This window comes from Geomonas terrae (assembly GCF_004791675.1).
In the GTDB taxonomy this organism is placed as follows: domain Bacteria; phylum Desulfobacterota; class Desulfuromonadia; order Geobacterales; family Geobacteraceae; genus Geomonas; species Geomonas edaphica.
On record NZ_SRSC01000002.1, the window covers coordinates 1040646 to 1057769 of the forward strand.

A 17124-nucleotide genomic window follows, 5' to 3' on the forward strand; every position below is an offset into this window, starting at 1 on the left:
AACTTGTTAATGAGCCGAAGTGTTTCTGCTTCAACGATAATTTGCGCATTGACAGAGCGCCGCTATACTCGTTTGAGCCTTGGCTATTGACGCAGCCTTTTCCAGGTTTAGACAGGATCAGGCTGGAAACTTCTTGAACAAAGGGAGAAACAGGATGGGATCTAAGGGACGCGAAATTGTCGGCATGGACGTGGAAGAGCTTCTCACTCTGTTGAACCGCGCCTTCTGCGATGAGTGGTTCGCCTATTACCAGTACTGGCTCGGGGCAAAGCTTGTGAAGGGACCTATGAAGGACGCCGTCGGCGCCGAACTGCTGGTGCACGCGACCGAAGAACTCGCGCACGCCGACATGGTGGCCCTGCGCATCATTCAGCTGGGGGGAACGCCGGTAACCAAACCCGAGGAGTGGTACAAGCTCACCAACTGCGGCTACGACGCCCCGGACGACCCCTTCGTGAAGAAGATCCTGGAGCAAAACATCAAGGGTGAGCAGTGCGCCATCAGCGTGTACAAGAAGCTCCTCGACCTGACCCGCGAGAAGGACCCCGTCACCTACAACATGGTGCTCACCATCCTTCAGCAGGAGGTCGAGCACGAGGAGGACCTGCAGTCGCTTCTGGAAGACTACGAGCTGATGATCGGCGCGTTGAAGATGTAAAAGGTGTAAAGACTAAAACGAGGCGGAACTGTGGTTCCGCCTCCTCCTACGCAGCCTTCGAAAGCGGGTGCACTTGACGTACCTTCAGGGCAAGTTCCTTCTCTGCGGTCTTCAGATCGTAAGTCGTCTGCAAGTTCATCCAGTAAGTCGGCGTCTGATTCAAGGCTTTTCCGAAAAGGAGCGCCAACTCCGCAGTTACAGGGCGCGCCCCTTTGATGACATGCGAAACCCGCATTGGAGAAACGCCTATCGCCTTTGAAAAGGCATTCTGCGATACATTGAGTTCGTCCAGTATCTCCTTCAGGAATACACCGGGATGAATGGCAGGAAGGCCGTTTGGGATAGACATGATCCTTTTCCTCAATGGTAATCGTTTATTTCGACAGCAGTTGCTTCGCCGTTCGCGAATGAAAAACAGATACGCCACTGGTCGTTGATTCTGATACTCCACTGACCTGATCTTGTGCCGGAAAGAGCTTCAAGCCGGTTTGACGGTGGCAACAACAGGTCAGTGACTTCGCGTGCGCTGTCCAATTGGGTCAGCCGCATGATCGCACGCTGGATGATTTCCGGAGGAAGCTTTCTCGACTTCCCCGCGGCGAAGAGCCTTTCTGTTTCCTTGTTTGCAAACGATACGATCATGGCAGAATGTAAACAGATTGTTTATACCTGTCAAGAACTCCTCTCCCCTCCCTTTCCGTAAATCTAAAAAGCCCCTTCCGCACGGAGGGGGCTTTCTTGTTTTCTGTAGCTGATGGATCTCAGGAAACCTTGGAAAAGACTTCGGCGGCCCACTGGTTGAGGCTCATACCGAGATGTGAAATCTCACGCCGCATTGCGGTGCTTGATGGTCTCCCACCCGATGCAGGCAAGCCATATGTGCCGCGGGATCGCCTTACTGCCTGTCCTGTAATGGGTTATCATCCTGCGGGTCATGCCAAGAGCATCTGCAGCGGTCGACAGGGAAAGTTCATTGCGCTTCATCCATTCGTTGAACTCTGCCGGAGAGGGTTCCCCTGCCTGTGCTTTGCAGCGACTATACAGTTGGTCCGCCCCCAACTCGATGTCGTCCCCCCATGCGACACTGTGCCCATACCAGCCGACCTGCGCCATCGCAAAGACCTCCGGATCACAAATCGGTAGCAGGAGAGCAAAACGGGCCATCCAATCTCCGATGTCGGCTTGCATTGTCTCACCTGTCGTCCACCGAATCATGAGACTGGCGGGTACTATTGCTGTCACTTCTTCGATGCGTGGTGGTTTGTTCATCGTGTTATCTCCTCCCATTTCGCAAAAAGTAATGCTTGGTTTTCCACAGCCCACTTGATCGCTTCGGCCATCTTCTTCGGCGGGTTGACTTCCCCCACCAGGATTTCCAAAGTTTCAATTGCGACAGAGCAACGGTCTCCATCGATAAATTCCAGATGGAAATGAGGGAGGCCGTGTTCGTTTGGATATATGGTCAACCTGCTCGTGCTGAATCGCATGATCGTGGGCATGGGCGAAATGATAGCGAAACGGTTTCACCAGGTCAAGCTCATCCTGCGTCACTAAAGGCACCGCACCGGCCCTACCCACCCCTTCCAAATTTGGCTCCCTCACCCAAAGCAACCTTGGCAGTATCTGCAGGTTCGTTGTCATTGAACCGCGCGGGCGGTTGTGCAATTATCTGCGCCATGGAGAGGACGATGAAAAAGAGAGAGACAAAGGATGCGGCGCGCACCGTGGCGGTGGCGGCCTACGAGGGAGCGGACCTGCTCGACGTGACCGGGCCGATCGAGGTGTTCAACATGCTGAACCGCTGCCTTTCGGAAACGGCGCCGGAACAGCCGGGGTACCGGATCGTACTGCTCGCTGAGAAGAGCGGTCCCTTCACCACCTGTCCCGGGGTGCGCATCGTGGCGGACCACGCCTGGGATGAGTTCCCGGAGACCGCGGACACCGTCCTGGTTCCAGGAAGCCCGGACGCGGCGCTTGAGGTGGCGCTTAAGAACCGGCGGCTCATCGAATGGCTGGCGCAGGCCGGACCGTGCACACGGCGCCTCGTCTCGGTCTGCACCGGCGCCTTCCTGCTCGCCGAGGCGGGACTTTTAAACGGCCGCCGCGCCACGACGCACTGGCTCGATCTGGAGCGGCTGCGCCGCGAATACCCGGAGGTGGAGGTGGAGAACGACGCCATCTACACCCGCGACGGTTCGGTGGCCACGTCGGCCGGGGTGACCGCGGGGATGGATCTGGCCTTAGCACTCGTCGAGGAGGATTTCGGCAGGAAGATGGCGCTCGCCGTGGCAAGACGCCTGGTGATGTTCCTGAAGCGCCCTGGCGGGCAGGCCCAGTTCAGCACGCAGTTGAGGGCCCAGATGGTCGAGGGTGGGCAGCTCGCGCCGCTTCTGTCGTGGCTCAAGGAAAACCGGTGCGGTAGGGTCACAGTCGAGGAGTTGGCGAACCGGGCGGCGATGAGCCCGAGGAACTTCGCCAGGGTCTTCGTCCGCGAGACCGGCGCGACGCCGGCCAAATACCTGGACCAGTTGAAGCTGGAGCGCTCCATCGCCCTCTTGGAGGAGACCACGCTGCCGCTCGAGCGGGTGGCGCGTGACAGTGGTTTCACCGGCGCAGAACAGATGCGGCGCGCCTTCATCCGCGAGGTCGGCGTCACCCCGATCGCCTACCGGACGCGCTTTTAAAAAAGGAGGTTGCCATGCGTTGCGAGCTGCAAAAAGGAGAGCTGCTCACCCTGCAGCCTGGGGACGGGATCGCATCCATAACCCTTACCGCCGGGAAACTCTGGCTCACGAGAACGAACGATACCCGTGACTACTGCCTGTCGGCGGGAGCGCGGCTCGAGGTACGCAGCGGCGAGACACTCTTTTTGGAGGCACTCGCCCCCTGCGCCGTCCTCTTCCAAAGTCTCCACTCCCGCAGTGCACTCCGCGTAGTCCCCCCCTGCCCGATCTTTCGCCCCGCCTGACTGCAAGCCGTCGAAGCTACCCCTTCACGGCAGGAGCGAGCGGCCAACTGATGATGACCACGCCGATGAGGCAGGTGGCGATGCCGACGAGCCTCAGCCAGTGCATCTCCCCACCGAGGAACCAGTAGGAAAGAAGCAGCACCAGGGCGGACTGGCAGCCGATGATGGCGAGGGCGTACCCGGCGTTCGCACTCGACGCGGTGGCGAGAAACATGGCCCAGTTCCCGAGCACGCTGCAGGCACCCGCGGCGACCAACAGGGGAACGGCGGACTTCCACGCATCCCACATCCCCCAATCTCCCGCCGACCAGACCGCGAACGATACCGTCAGCACCAGCGAGAGTACCAGCATGGCGAAGGGGACCGACACGCCACGCTTCACGGCCGCGGTCATGAACATCACCATGAGGGCGAAACTCACCAAAGCGGTGAGGGCCTGGGTTACGTAGTTCCACATGCTGACCTCCTTTTCATTGCAGAGACCGGGGATCCAGCACCTGCCTTATCGTATGGCTGAGCACCTTCATGGTGTAGGGTTTCATGAGGCAGGCCCGGATGCCGACCTCGCGGTCCGCCTCCTCGAAGGTCTCCTTGAACCCGGTGCAAAGGATGATGGGGATGTCCGGCCGCAGGGCGGTGATCTCGCGGGCGAGTGCCTTGCCGGAAAGTCCCGGCATGGTGAGATCCGTGATCACCAGGTCGAAAGCGGCGGGATCGGCCCGGAACTGGTCCAGGGCGGCCGTGCCGCTAAGGGCGGTGACCACGCTGTACCCCAGGTTCTCCAGTATCCCCCTGCCTAGGACGGTGAGGGATTCCTCGTCATCCACGAACAGGATGCGCTCACGCCCCTGGAGCATCTGCTCAGGCACGTCCTCCTCGTGCACGATCTCGTCGACCACCACCGGAAGGAGGATTTCGAAGCAGGTCCCGGCGCCGACCTCGCTGTGCACGGAGATGGCGCCGCCGTGGTTCTTGACGATCCCCTGCACCACGGCAAGCCCGAGCCCGGTACCCTGCCCGGCCGGTTTCGTCGTGAAGTAGGGATCGAAGATGCGCTCGAGGGTGCGGCTCTCTATGCCGCGGCCGGTGTCGCGCACCGACAGCCTCAGGTGGTCGACCGGGTCGAGAAAAGGGAATGGGAAGAGCAGTGGCGAGGCGGCAGGGACCGACTCCAGGGAGACGGTCAGGATCCCCCCCTGCGGCAGCATGGCATGGTAGGCGTTGGTGCAGAGGTTCATCAGCACCTGGTGCAACTGGGTGGCGTCGGCGAGCACCTTGTCGGCTTCAGGGGGGACGGAAACCTCCTTGCGGATGGCGATCGAGGCGGGAAGCGAGGAACGGAGCAGCCTCATGGCATCGTCCATCACCGTCAGCATATGCACCGGTTTTCGCTCCTGTTCGGTGCGCCTGCTAAAGCTCAGGATCTGCCGCACCAGGTCGGCCGCGCGCTGGGCCGCCGTGAAGACCTGCTCCATCTCCGGGCGCCCCGCCCCGTCCTGCGGCAGCTTGTGCAGTACCATGTCGGTGAAGCCGAGGATCGATGTGAGGATGTTGTTGAAATCGTGGGCGATACCGGCGGCCAGCGTTCCGATCGCCTCCATCTTCTGGGCCTGCCTGAGCTCCTTTTCCGTCCTTCTCAGTTCCGCGGTCCGCTCTTCAACCCGCTGTTCCAGAAGTTCGTTTGCCTCGAGGACGGCGCGCGCCGCCACCTCGGCCCGCTCCTTGGCCACGACCAGTTCGGCGGTCCGCTCCCGCACCACTTCCTCCAGGTGATCGCGGTACCTGAGCATCTCGGCCTCGGCGACCTTCTGCTCGGTGATGTCGGTGCCGCTGCCGATCCAGCGCACGATCCGCCCGGACTCGTCGCGCTGCGCCACGGCCCGGGAGAGGACCCAGCGGTACTCGCCGTCGAACCTGCGGTTGCGGTGCAGGCAATTGTACGGCTCCCCGGTTTCCAGCGAGCGTTTCCACTTCTGGGCGGTCATGGCGACGTCGTCGGGATGGATTATGCTGCGCCACGGCTCCGGATCGGGCTCGCCGGGGATCAGGCCGTTGAACTCGTACCAGCGCAGGTTGGCGAAGTCCTGCGCCCCGTCAGGCGTGGCGGTCCAAACGATCTGTGGAATGGTATCGATGATGAAACGATAGAGCGCGGTTTCTTCGCTGTCACTTGGCTTGTCGATCACTCGGCCCTCTGTAAGTCACCTTCGCATTATAGTGACACCATTGCACTGAGCGATGTCATCAATAACATGTAATGATTTGGACAATGAGCATTGCGGAAAATATACAGGTCTTTTCTGACAGTTCAAGAGAATGTTATGACAGTGAATCCTGCCATTACTACTGTGCATCGAGCACCTCGCGCACCTTGCGCAACAACTGATCTCCACTGAAAGGCTTGGAGAGGAGCGCGGTACCGCGATCCAGGATGCCGCGATGGGAAATGATCTCCTCACCGTATCCCGACATGAACAGGGTCTTCACGCCGGGCCTGGCCCCCAGCACCTGATCTTGCAACTCCTTGCCGTTCAACATCGGCATGACCACGTCGGTCAAAAGGAGATGGATTTCGCCCTGGTAGCTCTTGCACATGGCCAGGGCATCGGCCCCTCCGCGCGCCGGCAGGACGTGATACCCCGCCTGTTCGAGCATGACGCGGGTGAGGTTCAAGACCTGCTCCTCGTCCTCGACGACCAGCACCGTCTCGGTGCCGGCGGCTTGCGTCTCGTGGCTGTTTTCCTGCCCCTTTGCCGCCTCCTCCACGGTGCGGGGGAAGTAGATGCGGAACGTGGTGCCTGCGCCGGGGGCACTCTCCACCTGGATCGCGCCGGCATTTTGCCGCACTATGCCGTACACCGTTGAGAGTCCGAGCCCGGTCCCCTTCCCTTCCTTCTTTGTAGTGAAGAACGGCTCGAAAATCCGCTCCTGGGTCTGCAGGTCCATCCCGGTGCCGGTGTCGCTGAATGCGAGCAGAACGTATTCGCCGGGCGCGAGTTGCAGATGCATGCTCTCGTCCGGGTCCAGGCTGACGTTTGCGGTGGCTATGGTCACCTTTCCCACCCCCTGCACGGCATCCCGCGCGTTCACTGCCAGGTTGGTGAGGATCTGGTGTGCCTGGGAAGGGTCGATCCTGATGTTCCACAGCTCCTCCGCTGCTTGAAACTCCACCTCCAGGTCCTCCCCGATGAGCCGCGAGAGCATCTTGCGCTGCTCCGCGATCAGCTCGTTGAGATCCACTACCCGTGGGGCCGCGGCCTGCTTGCGCGAGAAGGCAAGCAGTTGCCTCGTCAGTTCAGCCGAGCGTTCTCCCGCCTTTCTGACCTGCTCCAGGTTGCGGTACTGGGGGTCCTCCGCATCGAGATCGACCATAGCGAGCTGGGTGAAACCGACGATCACGCTCAGCATGTTGTTGAAGTCGTGGGCGATGCCTCCGGCAAGCTGGCCGATCGCCTCCATTTTCTGTGCCTGGCGCAGCTCCGTCTCGAAACGGTCGCGCTCGTCCTGCATGCGGACCCTCTCCCGCCCTTGTTCGATGTTGTGGATGGCGAAGGCCACGTCGCCGGCAAGCCCTGCGAAGAGTTCAGTCTCCTCGTTGTCCACCCCTTCCTGGCCGTTCAGGGATACCACCATCAGCCCGTGCAAGTCCTGTTCGTAGCGCATGACGATGCACATGGTCCTGTGTTCCCTAAGCCCTTTGGAAAGAGGGCAGCCGGCGCAGACGTGCCCCCCTTCCGTCAGGCTGAACACACCGGACGGGCCGTCCTCCTTGCGGCAGCAGGGAGGGATGCCCCCCTGGCTCAACATTTCGGACATCCCGGGGAAGGGGTCGCCTGCGCCGGACTGCGCCACCTGCAGGATGCCTCCTGCACGGTCGGTGAGCAATATGAGGGCGCTGCCGTAGCCGCGGTGCTCGACGAGAAGCTGGCACACCCCCTCGATGAGGCGCAGCGGGTCCTGCTCCCTCACGATGAGCTGGTCTACCATGCGCACCGCACGCAGCACCCGGTTCAGATGCTCGACGCGAGCCTCTACCAGCTTGGGCTCGGTGATGTCGGTGGCGACGCCGTCCCAGACGACGACCCCGTCAGACCTCTGCCTCGGGCGGGAGCGCAGCTGCAGCCAGCGCCACTCCCCGTCGGCGCGCCGCATGCGCAGCTCCATCTTGAAATCGGACAACGCATCGCCGCTGGCCTTTTCCTGCCTGGCAAGTTCAGGCAGTTGCTCAGGGTCGATCTGCCGGTGCAGCGCCAAGGCGTCCGCAAGCACGGCCTCCCTCGTGACGCCGTGCACCCGCTCCAAACCGGCGCTCAGGTAGACGAAGCGGGTGCGGCCATCCGCCTCGTGAAGGTACTGGTACACGTAACTTTCCGGCAGGTTGTCGCCTAGAAGGCGCAGACGCTCCTCGCTTTCCCGAAGCGTCGCCTCGGCCTCCTCGCGGGCGGCCGCCGCGGAGAGAAGCATCCCCCGCACCTTCTCGATCTCCGTAATGGGAGCGCCCGTTTCGGCAGGTTGCGGCGCCTGCGCCAGCGCCTCCACCGAGCGCGCGAGACGGCGACCGGCGAGCAGCGCACCGGTCAAACTCACGAAGGTTGCCGCCGCGATGACAGCGAACATGGCGAGTACGGCGCCGTGCATGGGGGCCCCGTAGGTCTTTTCCGGCACCTCGACGACCACCGTCCAGGGCGCCAGCGTGGAAACGGCTCTGAAGCGCCCCAACGCCCCCTGCGCCTGCTTCAGGTGCTCCCCCTTGGGCGAGCGGCGGGCGATCAGCGCGTTGTTTCCGTCCACGACGGAGACCGTCCAGTCGGCGGGAATGACCAGTTCGTCGAGGCGATGCTGGAATTTGCTCGCTTCGGTGAGGCAGAGAAGGACGTGCGTGATACGCCCGTTACGGACCACCGGCACGGCGATCGACACAAGAGGAGTCATGGCGATCGGACCGAAGAATAGATCGCTCGCCGCGGGTTTTCCCGTCGCCATGACGGCACTAAAAGCTGACCGTCCACGAAACGCCGGTAGGTGGGGCAGCGGCATACCGAAGGGAACGCGCGTGTTGAGGATCATCTGTTTTGAGAGGTCGGAGAAAAGGACGTGACTGTCGAAGGTGCGATGGAAGAGCTGCGCCTCATGGTACAGCTCGCCAAGACGTGCCGGGTCGCCGGCTGAGGAAGAATCGGCCAGCACCTGCAGTCCCGACACCAGTGATTCCACCTGCCGGTCAAGAGCGATGGTGACGTTGCGCGTGAGGGTTTGGGCCTGGAGTTCGTACTGCTTTTTGAGTGCGCTGACGTTGTCGGCGGCGAGATAGGCGGCCAGCAGCACAAGTGGCAGCACGCAGGACAGGATAAGCCGGGTGAGAAATGTTCTCAGTGACATGCCAGCGTCCTTCAGTAGGCTCTTGCTTGGACATGGCTGAAAACGGTGGCCACTGGATCAGGTCGCGTGTCGGGAGAGCGAAAAAGTATTTCCTCTTTCAAAAATCCACATGAAAGCGTATCGACAAACGCCCCGGTGACTTTAGCCGATAATACGGAACCGTTCCTGTTGCACTGATCGCTGAGCGCGACGCGGACTGCGGGTAGCAGTCTATATGACGTTATTTCAGCAGCGTGTGTTCGAGAAGGATCTTGAGTCCGATGAGACAGAGGACCACCCCGCCGCACACCTCCACCCTCTTTCCCCAGTTGTCGCCCAGCTTTCGTCCAAGGAGCATGCCGGTTACCGTGAGGACGCCGGCGACGAGGCCGATAACCACGGAGGGAACCCAGACGCTGACGCCCAGCATGGCGAGGGAAAGACCGACCGCGAAGGCGTCGATGCTGGTGGCTATCGAAAGCATCACCATGGTGAGTCCGCGGGTCGGATCGGCGGGGTCCCCATCCTCTTCGTCATCGAAGGCCTCGACGATCATCCTTCCGCCCACGTAGGCAAGCAGGCCGAAAGCGATCCAGTGGTCATAGGAGGTGATCCATTTCTGGACCGTGAGTCCCAAAAGCCACCCCGCGATAGGCATGAGGGCCTGGAAAAGGCCGAAGTGAAAGCCCAGGCGGAAAAGGTGCCGCCCGGTGATGGGGTTTAGGACCGCGCCCGCAGCGAGGGCGACGGCGAAGGCGTCCATGGCGAGGGCCACGGCGATCCCCATGATGCTGATCCAATCCATTGTTTCTCCTGCTGATATGGCCCGTACTAGTACCCGTAGTCGAGGCTCTGGATCCGGCAAACGCGGCCGTCCTGAAGCTCGAGCTGGTACTGGAATTCATTGGGGCCGAAGTTGAAGATCCAGTTGTCCACGACGATGGTGGTGACGGTCGCGGTCTTGGTCCCGTAAGTACCCTTTTCCACTAACTTACTGGAGCTCTGCGTCGCAGTGGCGGGCTCCCCGCACTTCGCCACCACCTCGCCTGCTGAATTGCCGAGGGAGACGATCCCACCCTTGCACCGCATGCTCTCGGAATCGGCGGCGGATGCACAGTCAAACGCCGCCAGGGTCACGCAAAGGGCCGCAAGAAAACCAAAGTGTGCTTTCATCGCCTTTCCTCCCTCAGGTGTAGTCAGTGCAGGACTATATAGCGGAAGCCTGCTTTTGAAAAGGATATTACGCCGCGCGTCTGCCGATCACGTGCACCGAAGTGGCCTTGAAGGAGGCGAATATCTCTTTCCCCTCGAACAGGGCAAGCTCCGCGAACGACTCCCTGGTGACGTAGGCGGTGAGCGGAAAACCGCAGTCAAGACGCAGCTTGAGGAAGGGCCCCATGGAGGCGATGCCGGCGACGCGCCCGGCGAAATGGTTGCGGGCACTGCTTTTCTTCCCGGCAGTGGTGGTGCTCACGGTGACGTTCTCAGGGCGGATGCAGCAGTAGACGAGCGCACCGGGCTGCGCTTCCCCCACCGTGTCGATCTCGCACCCCGCAACCTTAACCGTCATCTGCTGGAACCGGTTGCCGACCACCTCTCCTTCGAGGATGGTCTCCATACCGACGAAGTTGGCGACGAACTCGTTCACCGGGTGGTTCATCACCCCGGCGGGTGGCCCCTCCTGGACGATGCGGCCGCCGTTCATCACCACGATGCGCTGCGACATCCTGAGCGCCTCGGACTGGTCGTGGGTGACCAGGATGGCGGCAATGCCGCGGTCACGGATGACCTCGTCCATGTCCTCGGTGAGCGCCTGTCTCGTCGGAGGATCGAGGTTGGCGAAAGGCTCGTCGAAGAGAATCACCTCGGGTTCCACGGCAAAGGCGCGGGCGAGACTTACGCGGCGCGCCTCGCCGCCGGAGAGCTTTCTCGCCGAGCGCTGCGCCATATCGGCAAGACGGAAGCGCTCCAGGTAGGACGTGACCCGGCTCTTGATCTCACCGCGCCCCATTCCCCTGATCTTCAGCCCGCTCGCCACGTTGTCGAACACGGTGGCGTCGAAGAGAAGCGGCTCTTGCAGCACCATGGCGATGCTGCGGCGCACCTTGAGCCAGTCGGCGGAATTCACTATCTCGCGCCCCCGGTAGGAGACGGTGCCGCTGCTGCGCTTGATGAGACCCAAAAGGGAGAGAAGCAGCGTAGACTTCCCCGCACCGTTCGGTCCGATCAGTGAGACGAATTCGTTTTCCGACAAAGAAAAAGAGGGTATATCGAGCACCGGCACGCCGCCTCGATCCACCCTCAGCCCTTTCAGGTCAAGCACGTTTTGTTGCTGTGTCATCTAGGCCTTTCTCGCTGCTGGATGTAGGTAAGGATGTAGTTGACCGCGAAGCAGAATAGCAGAAGGATCACCGACAGGGCAATGGCGATGTCGAAATTGCCACGCCCGGTCTCCATCACCGTCGCCGTGGTGAGTACGCGGGTGTAGCCGCGCACGTTGCCGCCAACCATGATGGAGGCGCCGACCTCGGAGATCACCCCGCCGAAACCGGCCATGACGCCTGCCATGAGCGGCAGCCTCGCCTCCCGGATGAGCATCCTGACCATCTGGGTCCTGGTAGCGCCAAGGGCCAGGATCTGCAGTCTCAGATTCGCCGGGAGGTTCTGCATGGCGCCGATGGTGATCCCCATGACGATGGGGGTGGCGATGACGGTCTGCGCGATGACGATGGCGGTCGGGGTGTAGAGGAGTTCCAGGTAGCCCAGGGGGCCGTTTCTCCAGAGCATGATGGAGACGAAAAGGCCCACCACCACGGGCGGCAGGCCCATCCCGGTGTTTACCACGCTCACCAGGATCTTCTTGCCGGGGAAGCTGGTCAGGGCGACCAGTGTCCCCACCGAGATGCCGATGACAAGCGAGAAGAGCGTGGCGAGCCCGGAGACCTTGAGCGACAGCAAGGCGATGCCCAGCACCTCGCTGTCGAGCGAGGCGAGGAGCTGGGCGGCCTTTAAGATCCCTTCGAGGATTACGTCCATTAATTACAGGCCCAGGGTCTTCGGGTCTTTGCCGGCATCCGGGAAGAAGAGCGGAGCGCCGAACTCCTTCTTGCCGAAGGTGGCGATGATCCCCTGGACCTTCTTGGAGACCATGAAGTCGGCGAACGCCTTGGCCCCGGCGTTGTTCACCTTGGGCCACTTGGCCGGGTTCACCTCGATGACGTGGTAGACGTTGAGGAGCTTCGGCTCGCCTTCCACCATGATCTGCAGGCCGAGATGCGCCTTCTTGTTGAGGGCGAGATAGGTACCGCGGTCGGAAAGGAGATACCCCTTCTTCTCGGCGGCGACGTTCAGGGTCTCACCCATGCCGAGACCGGTCTGCTGGAACCACTTCTGCCCTTCGGGGGTGATGCCGGCGGCCTTCAAAAGCCCCTTTTCCTTGGCGTGGGTACCCGAGTTGTCACCTCTGGAGAGCCAGAGGGAGCCGGTCTTCGCGATGGTCTTCAGCGCCTCGGCAGCGGTCTTCGTGCCGCGGACCTTCGCGGGATCGTTGGCCGGTCCGAGGATGATGAAGTCGTTGTGCATGACGAGCTTTCTGTTCTGGCCGAAGCCACCTTCCATGAACTTCTTCTCCGCCTCCGGGGAGTGCACGAGGAGCACGTCCGCCTCACCCTTCTCACCCATCTTCATGGCCTGGCCTGAGCCTACCGAGATGGTCTTCACGAAGTAGCCGGTCTGCTTCTCGAAGAGCGGGATCAGCACGTCGAGAAGACCGGAGTCCTGGGTGGAGGTGGTGGTTGCGAGGATGAGGTTCTTCTGCTCGGCGGCCCAACCGGTGGAGACCGAGGCGACCGCGCTCAGGAGGAACAGGGCGACGAACAGGGGAAGCATTCTTAGGATTCGATTCATGCAGGCAACTCCTTCTTAGGTGGTTTTTGGCGTGCCGCCAGGCGTGATAGTGATCCCGATATAGCGACACGCGTCGAAAAAGGGACGGTGTGTCCGTCCCCTTACTTGGTTTCAGCTTACGCCGAGGATGACGCTCGAGGCCTTGAAGAGGGTGCAGGCGTGTCCGCCGACCTTGAGGCCCAGGGTGGTCCCGCTTTCGTGTGTGATCACGGCGCTTATCGTGTTGCCGCCCCCCACTTCGACGTCGATTTCCGTGGAGACCGCCCCCTCGATGACCTTGACGACGGTACCGCACATGACGTTGCGGGCGCTGATCTTCGCGTCGTGCAGGTCGGTGCCGACCATGACCGAGCTCGCCTTGATGATGGCATAGGCGGAGCCACCTTCCCTGAGGGCAAGGTTATCGACGGCGCCGTTGGTGATGACGGCGACAAGCGGGGCTCCGCCGGTGAGGGTGAGGATGACCTCGGCGTTAACCGGCCCCCGGGTGATACTGGTGATGGTTCCGGACAATACGTTGCGGGCACTTACTTTCATGGAAATCCTCCTCAGGAGCTGGTACAGGCTTGCGGTGTCGCCAAGCCTCCCCTCGAGATTCTCCAGGAACTTACGGTGCTCTTCCTGGAGCACTCCGTACTGCTTCACAACCTCTTTGCCGTACGGGGTGAGGGTCGTCCCACCGCCCCCCCTGCCGCCGGTCACCCGCTCGACAAGCGGTTTCTCGGCAAGGTTGTTGATCATGTTGACGAGATCCCACGCGTTCTTGTAGCTGATCCCCACCGCCTTCGCTGCCTTGGTGATGGAGCCTAGCTCGTCTATCTTCTCAAGCAGTTTGATCCGGTCCAGCCCAAGGAACTTCTGGTCATCCTTGTGGAACCAGAGAGCCCCTTCAAGCTCAATGCCGTGTTTTGCGCCCTGACTCAAAATAACACCTCGTCATCCCTTCCTATGACAGAGACAGGTCCATCAAACTGTCTGCGCTGGAAGCCTACTCATTATATGTCACAAGACCACTGTGTAAAGCCCATCTATGACAGAGTTTTGCAAATCAAGGAAGGCAGACGTTATATCACAACCGACATAGCGTAAACAAGAAAAGGAAACGGGAGGAGGCGTATACATTTTACATGGTCAGTGAGGAATCCCGACCCGTGCCTCACCCAGCCGCGTCGGTCGCCGACAGGTATTCCGCCCGGTTCCAGGTGGTCATGCAGGAAGGATGGATGGGATCGGGCTGGCAAAGGTAGGTTTCATCGCCCGGATGGCCGGTGATGCGCAGACCCGCGGAGCGGAGCATTGCCTCGATACCAGCGTGGTTCGCGATCCACCAGTTGGTAGGATCGCCGGCGAAGCGTTCCTCGATGAAGGACATCTTCGGCCACCCCGGTTCGAGGAGGGCGTCGCGTTCGTTGATCCAGAAGTCGTGCTGCCCTGCCACCTCTCGGCCGGGCATGGTGATGGATTGGAAAACGAGCATCCCCGCCGTCTTCTGGGCCACGATATCGAGGGCGAGCATCGGGTAGCGCAGGTGGTAGAAGACCCCCATGAAGAGGACGAGGTCGAATTTCCCCTTGATGCGGGCCAGGTCGTACACCTGCATCTGCCGGAATTCGACGCGATCGCGCAGGCCGTACTGCTCGGCGGCCCAGTCGGCCTGCTCGAGGTAGTGTCCGTCGCAGTCGATCCCCAGGACGCGCGCCCCGCGACGCGCGAGCTCGAAGCTGTAAAAGCCTGCGTTGCAGCCGATATCGAGCGCGCTCCAGCCGCTCAGGTCTTCGGGGATGCATTCGGCGATCTCGCGCCATTTGAAGGAAGGGAAGTCTCCCAGAAAGTGGTCCGGGGCGGTCTCGGTGCCGTCCGGCAGGTGCAGGTTGTGAAACCAGGGGGAGAGTTCCTTGATGTCGTCTTCCAGCGTTCTGGCTTTGGCGTGGGTCATGCGGCTACCTTTCGTGAATTGTTTTCCCCGCCGCTACAGCGAGGTCAGGTATTCCTCGAGTTCTTCCGCCCGGCAAGCGGCTGAGTGGTGGCCGAGAACCCGGGCGCGGGCACGCTCCCCGATGGCGCGACGCGCCTCCTCGGGGAAGCGCTGCAGGAAGCGGAGCATCTCCTCGGCGCTTGAGGCGACGAGGATCTCTTCGCCCGGGGTAAAGAACTCTTCCAGTCCGGGCCAGCGGTCCGACACAACGGGAACGGCGCAGGCGGCCGCCTCGAATAGGCGCACGCTAGGGGAATAGCCCGCGACGAGCATCTGTCTGCGCGTCAGATTGAGCGTGAAGCGCTGCGAACTGTAGAACTCGCTATGGCACTCAGGAGGGAGATGTTCGATGTGGTGCGTGTTCTCCGGCCACTTGAGCGAGGCGGGGTACTGGGCCCCTGCCACCACGAAACGCCCCTTGCGCCAGTGGAAAGCGGGCTGAAAAAGGAGCTGCTCCAGACCGGGCTGCCGATCGTCACTGTAGGTGCCGAGGTAGCCCAGATCCCAGCGCGGCGTCACCGGCATCGGGAAGTGCACCAGGGGGTCGACGGAACAGTAAAGGGGGCGCGCGGCACGCGAGCCGTAGTGGCGCTCAAGATGGTCGAGGGTCGGGCCGCCGGTAAAGGAGAGGTAGAGGTCGTAGCAGGGGATCAGGTCCTCGCTCAGGTACTGGCACTCCCCCCTGGCGAGGGCGGCCAGGGTCACCGGGGTGTCTATGTCGTAGAAGGCCTTGATCCCCCGCGCGTGCCGGCTTACCCACTTCCCGACCTCGATCCCCTGGTAGACGTAGGAGCCGACGATGACGCAGTCGGCATCGCAGATCTCCGGGCCGTATTCGGAGAAAAGCTCGTCCAGTGAGCCGTAGAGAAGCGTCCTGCAAAATGGCGGCTCAGGGAGGTCGCGGTGTGCCTCGTACCAGCGCGCGTCGCGCTCGAGGAAGAGGATCTCGTGTCCGCGTCGATCCATCTCGCGCAAAAGGCCCCGGTAGGTGGTGGCGTGACCGTTTCCCCAGGAAGAGGTGATGGAGAGCCCAAGGACGACTATCTTCATGGCAACCTCCCGTTGCGCCACGCCGATCCGGCGGAGAAGATCTCCTCGAACTGTTTTGCCCGGTGCGCGTAGGTGTGCTCGGCACGAACGCGCGCCCGCGCCTTTCTACCCACCTCCGCGGCAAGCGCTGGAGTGAGTCGCTCCAGTATCTGCGCCACCTCCTCGCCGTTCGCAGCGACCAGGATCTCGCGTTCCGGCTCGAAGAACTCGCCGATCCCCTCCCAGAGGTCAGTGATCATACAGGCGCCGGCACCCGCCGCCTCGAAGACGCGGGTGGCAGGGGAAAAGCCGTATCGCGCCATGCCGTCGCGGCTCACGTTGAGGACCGCCATCGGGCTGCAGTTGAAGGCGTTGTGGTCGCCGGTGCCGAGGTGTCCTATGTAGCGGACGTTCTCGCTTTTGGACTTGTCCTCCCAGCCGCTGCCGGCCAAAAGGAAACTGCGCCGGGGTAGCCTTTCAGCTACGGACAGGAAGAACTCCTCGACGCGCCGTTCGCGGTCCGGCAGACGGTTCCCCAGGAAGGAGAGGTCGGCGCGCAGTCGCTCGTCGGGGGGGACCGGGTGATGGGTGTCAGGGTCGAGCGCGTTGTAGATGGGGACGCACTCGCGCGCCCCGAAGCCGCGGTAGGCGCGCACCACGGGGTCGCCGCCGCCGTAGGTGAGGATCATGTCGTACCGCGGCACGAGTGGGAGAAACGGGTCCGCTGGGTCGGTACCGATCCGCTCCAAGGTCGCCGGTGCGTCCACGTCCCAGAAGATCACCTGGGTCCCTTCCCGCTTCAGACCAAGCACTTCGGCCTCGAGCAGAGCGTCGAAGACCCCGACTCCGCTCGCCTTCACCACGATATCCGAGCCGCGGGCGGCCTCGAGGGAACTAAACACCCCCTCCTCGGTCGCCGGGTAGACCACGACGGTCGCCCAGTCCGGGTCCTCCATGTCGCGGTGTGCCTGTCGCCCGTAGGCGTCCGGCTCGTAGAAGGTGACGCGGTGCCCCAGGCGGGCGAGCGCCCGCACCATGCCGCGGTAATAGGTGGCGGCACCGTTCCAGTAGGCGGATACCAAGCTCGAGGCGAAGAAGGAGATGTTGAGCGGTGCGGCCATGCGGTTATTCCTTTCTATGCGCTTCTTCCGAGCATTCCAAGGTTCGACCAGGAATCCGGAGAACCACGGTGTGTTCCCACGAAGCTGAAAGCGGGCCCAGCGTCCCCCC

At 61.8% G+C, this 17124-nt stretch carries 19 protein-coding genes; 3 read left to right on the forward strand and 16 right to left on the reverse strand.

Features of this window, described 5'->3' with window-relative positions:
• Positions 1–154 precede the first annotated feature (154 nt).
• Complete coding sequence (locus tag E4633_RS11670; protein ID WP_135870405.1) at positions 155–658, forward strand: ferritin-like domain-containing protein; 504 nt, start codon at positions 155–157, stop codon at positions 656–658.
• Positions 659–704: 46 nt separating this feature from the next.
• Here the strand turns inward: E4633_RS11670 and E4633_RS11675 are convergent, their stop codons facing one another.
• The 4 genes from E4633_RS11675 to E4633_RS20980 form a co-directional block, all read right to left on the reverse strand.
• Positions 705–1007, reverse strand: coding sequence for a HigA family addiction module antitoxin (locus E4633_RS11675; protein ID WP_135870406.1), 303 nt, complete (start codon positions 1005–1007; stop codon positions 705–707).
• Between the two features lie 11 nt (positions 1008–1018).
• Complete coding sequence (locus E4633_RS11680) at positions 1019–1300, reverse strand: type II toxin-antitoxin system RelE/ParE family toxin (protein ID WP_135870407.1); 282 nt, start codon at positions 1298–1300, stop codon at positions 1019–1021.
• A 183-nt stretch (positions 1301–1483) separates the two neighbouring features.
• Positions 1484–1927, reverse strand: a complete 444-nt coding sequence (locus E4633_RS11685; protein WP_135870408.1) for a DUF2442 domain-containing protein — start codon at positions 1925–1927, stop codon at positions 1484–1486.
• Complete coding sequence (locus E4633_RS20980; RefSeq protein ID WP_135870409.1) at positions 1924–2157, reverse strand: DUF4160 domain-containing protein; 234 nt, start codon at positions 2155–2157, stop codon at positions 1924–1926. The genes E4633_RS11685 and E4633_RS20980 overlap by 4 nt, the downstream gene beginning before the upstream one ends.
• Positions 2158–2346: 189 nt before the next feature.
• Between E4633_RS20980 and E4633_RS11695 the strand changes: the two genes are divergently transcribed.
• The gene (locus E4633_RS11695; RefSeq protein WP_135870410.1) at positions 2347–3342 is read left to right on the forward strand and encodes a GlxA family transcriptional regulator; all 996 of its coding nucleotides are present in this window, start codon (positions 2347–2349) and stop codon (positions 3340–3342) included.
• Positions 3343–3356: 14 nt separating this feature from the next.
• A complete protein-coding gene (locus tag E4633_RS11700) occupies positions 3357–3626 on the forward strand; it encodes a DUF2917 domain-containing protein (protein WP_135870411.1) in 270 nt (89 codons plus the stop codon).
• Positions 3627–3642: 16 nt separating this feature from the next.
• Here the strand turns inward: E4633_RS11700 and E4633_RS11705 are convergent, their stop codons facing one another.
• The 12 genes from E4633_RS11705 to E4633_RS11760 all read right to left on the reverse strand — a co-directional run bounded on the left by E4633_RS11705 (position 3643) and on the right by E4633_RS11760 (position 17015).
• Positions 3643–4083, reverse strand: coding sequence for an EamA family transporter (locus E4633_RS11705; protein WP_135870412.1), 441 nt, complete (start codon positions 4081–4083; stop codon positions 3643–3645).
• A gap of 13 nt (positions 4084–4096) precedes the next feature.
• Entirely contained in the window at positions 4097–5812 is a 1716-nt protein-coding gene (locus E4633_RS11710) for a hybrid sensor histidine kinase/response regulator (protein ID WP_246038043.1), read from the reverse strand.
• Between the two features lie 157 nt (positions 5813–5969).
• Positions 5970–9005 carry an ATP-binding protein gene (locus E4633_RS11715; RefSeq protein WP_135870413.1) on the reverse strand — a complete coding sequence of 1012 codons (3036 nt, stop codon included), beginning with the start codon at positions 9003–9005 and terminating at the stop codon, positions 5970–5972.
• Between the two features lie 220 nt (positions 9006–9225).
• Entirely contained in the window at positions 9226–9789 is a 564-nt protein-coding gene (locus tag E4633_RS11720) for a manganese efflux pump MntP (protein WP_135870414.1), read from the reverse strand.
• A 26-nt stretch (positions 9790–9815) separates the two neighbouring features.
• A complete protein-coding gene (locus E4633_RS11725; RefSeq protein WP_135870415.1) occupies positions 9816–10157 on the reverse strand; it encodes a DUF2845 domain-containing protein in 342 nt (113 codons plus the stop codon).
• Between the two features lie 67 nt (positions 10158–10224).
• Positions 10225–11325 carry an ABC transporter ATP-binding protein gene (locus tag E4633_RS11730; protein ID WP_135870416.1) on the reverse strand — a complete coding sequence of 367 codons (1101 nt, stop codon included), beginning with the start codon at positions 11323–11325 and terminating at the stop codon, positions 10225–10227.
• On the reverse strand, positions 11322–12020 hold the full coding sequence (locus E4633_RS11735; protein WP_135870417.1) for an ABC transporter permease: 699 nt from the start codon (positions 12018–12020) through the stop codon (positions 11322–11324). The genes E4633_RS11730 and E4633_RS11735 overlap by 4 nt, the downstream gene beginning before the upstream one ends.
• 3 nt (positions 12021–12023) lie before the next feature.
• Positions 12024–12890 carry a substrate-binding domain-containing protein gene (locus tag E4633_RS11740; RefSeq protein WP_135870418.1) on the reverse strand — a complete coding sequence of 289 codons (867 nt, stop codon included), beginning with the start codon at positions 12888–12890 and terminating at the stop codon, positions 12024–12026.
• Positions 12891–13001: 111 nt separating this feature from the next.
• On the reverse strand, positions 13002–13814 hold the full coding sequence (locus E4633_RS11745) for a TOBE domain-containing protein (protein WP_135870419.1): 813 nt from the start codon (positions 13812–13814) through the stop codon (positions 13002–13004).
• A gap of 232 nt (positions 13815–14046) precedes the next feature.
• Positions 14047–14826: a TIGR04290 family methyltransferase gene (locus E4633_RS11750; RefSeq protein WP_135870420.1), complete on the reverse strand. Its 780-nt coding sequence runs from the start codon at positions 14824–14826 to the stop codon at positions 14047–14049.
• Between the two features lie 33 nt (positions 14827–14859).
• On the reverse strand, positions 14860–15915 hold the full coding sequence (locus E4633_RS11755; protein ID WP_135870421.1) for a CgeB family protein: 1056 nt from the start codon (positions 15913–15915) through the stop codon (positions 14860–14862).
• Positions 15912–17015, reverse strand: a complete 1104-nt coding sequence (locus tag E4633_RS11760) for a CgeB family protein (RefSeq protein WP_135870422.1) — start codon at positions 17013–17015, stop codon at positions 15912–15914. Before E4633_RS11760 ends, E4633_RS11755 begins: the two co-directional genes overlap by 4 nt.
• Positions 17016–17124: the final 109 nt, after the last annotated feature.